The sequence below is a fragment of the Pseudoflavonifractor sp. AF19-9AC genome, assembly GCF_003478995.1.
Lineage (GTDB): Bacteria > Bacillota > Clostridia > Oscillospirales > Oscillospiraceae > Lawsonibacter.
The window spans coordinates 23,441-29,541 of record NZ_QUGI01000009.1; the positions used below are offsets into that span (position 1 = coordinate 23,441).

4 protein-coding genes and 1 tRNA gene are annotated in these 6,101 nt (G+C 62.6%); all 5 read left to right on the plus strand.

Translation table 11 applies throughout. From position 1 onward, the window contains the following. Positions 1–48 precede the first annotated feature (48 nt). The 5 genes from DWX58_RS13695 (at position 49) to DWX58_RS13715 (ending at position 5,800) form a co-directional block, all read left to right on the plus strand. Entirely contained in the window at positions 49–1,392 is a 1,344-nt protein-coding gene (locus tag DWX58_RS13695) for a sodium:alanine symporter family protein (RefSeq protein WP_118644760.1), read from the plus strand. 186 nt (positions 1,393–1,578) lie between these two features. Next, positions 1,579–2,484 carry a phosphatase gene (locus DWX58_RS13700; protein ID WP_118644999.1) on the plus strand — a complete coding sequence of 302 codons (906 nt, stop codon included), beginning with the start codon at positions 1,579–1,581 and terminating at the stop codon, positions 2,482–2,484. Further along, positions 2,481–4,601: a polyphosphate kinase 1 gene (gene ppk1, locus DWX58_RS13705; protein WP_118644762.1), complete on the plus strand. Its 2,121-nt coding sequence runs from the start codon at positions 2,481–2,483 to the stop codon at positions 4,599–4,601. The genes DWX58_RS13700 and ppk1 overlap by 4 nt, the downstream gene beginning before the upstream one ends. A gap of 177 nt (positions 4,602–4,778) precedes the next feature. Then, positions 4,779–5,582 (plus strand): hypothetical protein, encoded by an 804-nt coding sequence (locus DWX58_RS13710; RefSeq protein WP_118644764.1) that lies wholly within the window; start codon positions 4,779–4,781, stop codon positions 5,580–5,582. Between the two features lie 144 nt (positions 5,583–5,726). Next, a tRNA-Gln gene (locus DWX58_RS13715) sits at positions 5,727–5,800 on the plus strand. Positions 5,801–6,101: the final 301 nt, after the last annotated feature.

Below are 6,101 nucleotides of genomic sequence, written 5' to 3' on the forward strand. Positions count from 1 at the left end.
CTGTCCCCGCCCCCGGGCGCATACCTGTGGAGATGAGGTGATGGGAGTTTGAATACGCTGCAGCGACTGTGCGACGCACTCTGGTGCCCCTGGCTTCTGGGGCTTTTTCTGCTCACGGGGCTCGTTTATTCCCTGGGCTCCGGCTTTTTCCAGCTGTTCGGCCTTCGGCGGTGGTGGCGCGCCACGGCGGGTTCCCTGTTTCGGCGGCGGGAAGGCACAGAGGGAAGCGGCCTCTCCTCCCTCCAGGCCCTGGCCACCGCTCTGGCCTCCACCATGGGCACCGGCTCTATCGCCGGGGTGGCCACCGCCCTCACCCTGGGAGGCCCGGGAGCGGTCTTCTGGATGTGGGTGTCCGCCTTTCTGGGGATGATGACCGGGTGCGGGGAAAAAATTCTCGCCGTCAAGTACCAGCGCCCCGCCCCCGGGGAGGGTCTCCAGGGCGGCCCCATGTTCTACCTCCGGGACGGTCTCCGCGCCCCCTTGCTGGCCGGGTGGTTTGCCCTGGCCTGTCTGCCTGCCACCCTGGCGGGGGGCAGTCTGGTGCAGTCCTCCTCCATCGCCGCCTCTCTGGAGGCCGCCTTCGGGGCCAACCGGGCTGTGGTGGGGCTCTGCACCGCCCTGCTGGCGGGGGCCATTCTGGCCGGAGGGCTTGGACGGATTGCCCGGGTGTCCTCCACATTGGTCCCTGTGATGGCCCTCCTCTATCTGGGCAGCGGCGGGGTCATTCTCCTGCTCAACGCCCACCGCCTGCCCGAAGCCCTGGCCCTCATCGTCTCCAGCGCTCTCTCCCCCGCCTCCGCCCTGGGCGGGGGGGCCGGGTGGACGGTGGCCTCCGCTCTGCGCTACGGGGTGGCCCGGGGCGTATTCACCAACGAGGCGGGACTGGGCACCTCCGCCATGGCCCACGGGGCCGCCCGGGTGGACTGCCCCGCCCGGCAAGGGATGTGGGGCATCTTTGAGGTGTTTCTCTCCACCCTGCTGGTGTGTACCGTCACCGCCCTGGTCATTCTGGTCAGCGGCCTGTGGCCCCTTCAGGGGGTTCCCGCGCTCTCGGGCGCCCCCCTCACCGCCGCCGCCTTCTCCCAGGTGCTGGGTCCCGCGGGGCAGGGCGTGGTGGCTTTGAGCCTTCTCCTCTTTGCCTTCTCCTCCATTCTGGGCTGGAGCTACTATGGCCAGCAGTGCCTGCGCTTTCTGGCGGGGAGCGACCGGTTTCTTCTTCCCTACCGTGTTGTCTTTCTCCTGTGCGTTCTGGCGGGGGCGGTGTGGGAACCGGCGGCGGTGTGGCTGCTGGTGGATCTGTGCAACGCCCTCATGGCCCTGCCCAACCTGACCGCTCTGCTTCTGCTCTCACCCCAGGCTTTGAAGGAGCTGAATCCCAGGCGTCTTCGCTGACCCCAGATTTTACCTACATTTTACACGGCACAGGGCGAACATTTTACACCGTTCCTTCTATAATGAAGAAACTGTATGCTCATGCTGGATGATTGCGCCCTTTGGCGCTATTTTCCCTTCTTTTGGGCAATACTGATCCCCAGAGGCCGCATTTTTATGGCCTCCGGAAAGGAGTCTGTCCAACCTATGATCTGTGGTCTTGTGGACCTGGGGTCCAATACCATTCGTCTGTCCATTTATCAATGTGAAAACGGCCAGGGCCGCCTGCTGATGCACCGGAAGGTCATGGCCGGCCTGGCCGACTACGTGGAGGCAGGTGCCCTCACCGCCCAGGGCATCCAGGTGGCCTGCACCGCGGTGGAGGAATACAAGCAGCTGATGAAGAATCTGAACTTTCACCACCTGCACGTCTTTGCCACCGCCTCTCTCCGAAACGTCTCCAACACAGAGGACGCCGCGGGCCGCATCCAGGCGGTGACCGGCCTGCCCGTGGATGTGCTGTCCGGCACGGAGGAGGCCCGTCTCTCCTTCCTGGGGGCAGTGGAGGCCGGTCCCGAGAGCGGCCTGCTCATCGACCTGGGCGGCGGCTCCACGGAGCTGGTGCGCTATGAGGGGCGGGAGATTCTCTCCTCCTGCTCCCTGTCTCTGGGCTCCCTGTCCCTGTTCAGCCGGAATGTCTCCGCTCTCCACCCCACCGGCAAGGAGCGCAAGGCCATTCGCGCCCAGGTGAAGGAGCAGCTGGAGCGCCATGTCCCCACGCCTCCCTCCGTCGCCCACGGCTGCGGCGTAGGCGGCACCGCCCGGGCCGCCTGCAAGGTGGCCAACTGCCTCTTCGACCGTCCCCGGGACTGCCGGGTGCTCACTGCCCAGGAGCTCAAGCAGATGCTCAAGCGGCTGAAGGACCCCAGCCGTTCGGACCTCCATCTGCTGCTCAAGGCCGCCCCCGACCGCATCCACACCATCATCCCCGGCCTTCTGGCTCTGGACACCATCGCCCGGGTCTATGGTCTGGAGGACATCACCGTCAGCCCCAGTGGCGTGCGTGAGGGCTATCTGCAAGAGAAAATCCTCAAGGGAGGTCAACCTTCATGAACAAGCAATTTGACACCCGCTACACCCAGGACCGGGAGCTGTCCTGGCTGAAGTTCAACGAGCGGGTGCTGGCCGAGGCCAGGGACGAGTCCGTCCCCCTCATGGAGCGGCTGAAGTTTGCCGCCATCTTCACCAGCAATCTGGACGAGTTCTTCATGATCCGGGTGGGCTCTCTCACCGACATGGCCATGGTGAAGCAGACCCATGTGGACAACAAGAGCGGCCGCACCCCTCAGGAGCAGCTCCAGGCCATTTTCAAGGCGGTGGTTCCCCTCTATAAGCAGCGGGACAAGGTCTTTGACCAGCTGGATCTGCGCCTGCGGGCCTGCAACATCTGCCGGCTGTCCATGGAGGAGCTGGACAGCCGGGCCAAAAAGCAGGTGGAGCGCTGGTACCGGGACGAGGTCCGCCCCGTCCTCTCCCCCCTGGTGGTGGACCTCCACCACCCATTCCCCCACCTGGGCAACAAGCGGCTGACCATCGCCCTGGCCCTGCGCCGGGGGGATCAGGAGTCCTTCGGCTTTCTCCCCCTGCCCCCGGGCATTCCTCCCTTCCTGCGGCTGGACGAGCGGGGCGTCCACTACGTCCTGCTGGAAGATGTACTCATGGAGTACGCCGGAGACGTGTTCGACCAGTTCACCATCGTGGAAAAGGCGGTCATTGCGGTCACCCGCAACGCCGACATCAGCCCCGAGGACGAGGCCTATGACGTGGATGAGGATTTCCGCCAGCACATGCGCAAGATTGTGAAGAAGCGGGCCCGTCTGGCCCCTGTACGCCTGGAGATTCAGGGCGGAAAGGGGGAGCGGCTGCTCCCCTTCCTGTGCGAGAAGCTGGGCCTCCCCCGGGAGCAGGTGTTCAAGAGCAAGGCACCCCTCTCCTTGGAATACGTCTATTCCCTCACCTCCCTTCTCTCCCCGGAGAGCACTCAGGCTCTGTGTGATCCCCCCTTCTCCCCCCGCTTTCCCGCCTGCCTGGACCCCCAGCGGCCCATTCTTCCCCAGATTCTCGCCCGGGACGCCCTGGTCTTCTACCCCTTTGAGCAGATGGACCCCTTCCTCCACCTCATCCGGGAGGCCGCCTTCGACCCGGACGTTCTCTCCATCAAAATCACCATTTACCGTCTGGCCTCTCGGGCCAAGCTGGCCGAGTACCTGTCCGCCGCCGCGGAAAACGGCAAGGATGTAACGGTGCTCATGGAGCTGCGGGCCCGCTTTGACGAGCAGAACAACATCCGCTGGGCCGAGCGCATGGAGGAGGCGGGCTGCACCATCTTCTACGGCTCGGAGGGTATCAAGGTCCACTCCAAGATCTGTCTCATCACCCGCCGCACCCGAACCGGCATCCAGCACATCACCCAGGTGGGCACCGGCAACTACAATGAAAAGACCGCCAAGCTCTACACCGACCTGTGCCTCATGACCGCCGACCCCATCATCGGTGCCGACGCCGCCGCCTTTTTCCAGAACATGGCCATCGGCAACTTCAGCGGCGACTACCAGCGTCTGCTGGCCTCCCCCTTCGGCCTGCGAAGCAAGGTGATGGCCCTCATGGACCGGGAGATTGCCAAGGGCAAGGACGGCTATATCTTCCTCAAGCTCAACTCCATCACCGACCGCATGCTCATTGACAAGCTGGCCCAGGCCTCCCAGGCCGGGGTGGAGATCGACATGAATGTGCGGGGCATCTGCTGCATCATCCCCGGCGTCCCCGGCCTGACAGAGCACATCCAGGTCTTTTCTATCGTGGGCCGCTATCTGGAGCACAGCCGGATCTATCAGTTCGGCCGTGGAGAGGACGCGGATTTATACATCTCCTCCGCCGACTTCATGACCCGCAACACCCAGCGGCGGGTGGAAATCGCCTGTCCGGTGCTGGACAGCTGGTGCCGCAAGCGGCTGTTCCATATCATCGACGTGCTCAAGCAGGACAACGTCAAGTCCTGGCAGCTGAAGCCGGGCGGACTCTACCACCCCAAGGAGCCCGGCGACAGTCCCTGCTGCAGCCAGGAGATGTTCCAGTCTGAATCCGTCCCCTGTCCCACCCCGGAGGGCCGGAAAAGCAGCGAAAAAAAGCGTTTCTCCCTGCCCAAATTGGGGCGCTTCTTCCACGCCTGAACCACTCCGCCCACTGCCCCTTTTTTCCGGGACAGTGGGCGGAGCTTTTGCACCAGGATCGTGCCGGAAAATTGTCAAAAACGTCAAGAGACTTTTGAGAACTTTTATAGTATATTGGGACAAATGGCATAATGTGTATCTTAACATTTTACTTAGGAACAGGAGCGGAATACAATCATGGAACAGCTCACTCTGCGCGTTCTGCGCGCTGATCCCGCGGGCAATATTACCCTGTACGTTCTGGACCCGGTGGAGCCCGCTCAGCGGCCCAAGGTCACGGCCCATCTGCTGGGCATAGCCCAGTTCAAGGCGGAGCAGCTGGCCTACTGCTGCACCCCCGTCATGGGCGGCCAGGGCCGCATTGAAATGGCCGGCGGAGAGTTCTGCGGCAACGCCACCCGGGCCTTTGCTATGGTCATGCAGCAGGAGATGGGGGTGCCCTCTCCCTCCACCATGCGGTTGGAGGTCAGCGGCTGCGACCATCTGGTCACTGCCTTTTCCGATTTGAAGGCCGGCACAGCTGAATCTGAGATGCCCCTGCCCCGCAGCGTGCGCACCGTCCAGGTGGGCGGTCACTCCGGTGTTCTGGTGGATTTGGAGGGCATCGCCCACCTTGTGGTGGAGGATGTCGCCCCCAGTCTGGACTTTTTCCAGGAGGTGGAGCCCCTGTTCCAGGAGATTCCCGGCCTGGAGGCCTACGGCGTCATGTTCCTCAACCGCTCCACCAGCCACGTCACCCCGCTGGTCAAGGTACCTGCCGCCAACACGCTGGTGTGGGAGGGAAGCTGCGGCTCCGGCTCGGTGGCCTCCGCCATCGCCTGCGCCATGGGCGCCCCCGACGGCCAGTATGCCCAGGATCTTACCCAGCCTGCCGGCGTCATTCGGGTCAAGCTCACCCTGGACCAGGGCCAGGTCACCCAGGTGAGCATCGGCGGACCCGTCACGCTGGATGCCCCCATCGTGGTAAACGTACCGCTCTGACGCTCTCCTGCCCAGAACCGAGTTGTTTTCCGTCCTGGATTTTGGGCTTGTTTCACATGGTGAGAAAAAAAGAAAATTTCCTCTTGACATTTTCAAATTGTTTGCTATAATAGCATTCGTGCTTACGACAAGTGAGCACGAGATAGCGGGATTGTGTAAGGGTAGCACGACAGACTCTGACTCTGTTTGTGAGGGTTCGAATCCTTCTCCCGCTGCCAAAAAAGAAAGACACGACATAAGTCGTGTCTTTCTTTTTTGGGTTTCGCCGCCCAGAAGGCGGCTCCACCCTTCGGCATTAAAATGCTCGGGGTCGGCAAAGCCGCCCCTGCGCAATTCTCCGCTCTGCTCCGAATTTACGCCGCAAAAGCGGCGCGGCCCAGAAGGGCCGTTTTGTGATTCCTTCAATCAATGCGATATCCAGACTTTTCCCACAAGCCAAAAAGAAGCATCTGCAAAGCAGATGCTTCTTTTTTTGTATGAAGAAACCCGATATGCAAAAAGGGGCGCGAACCGTCTGTT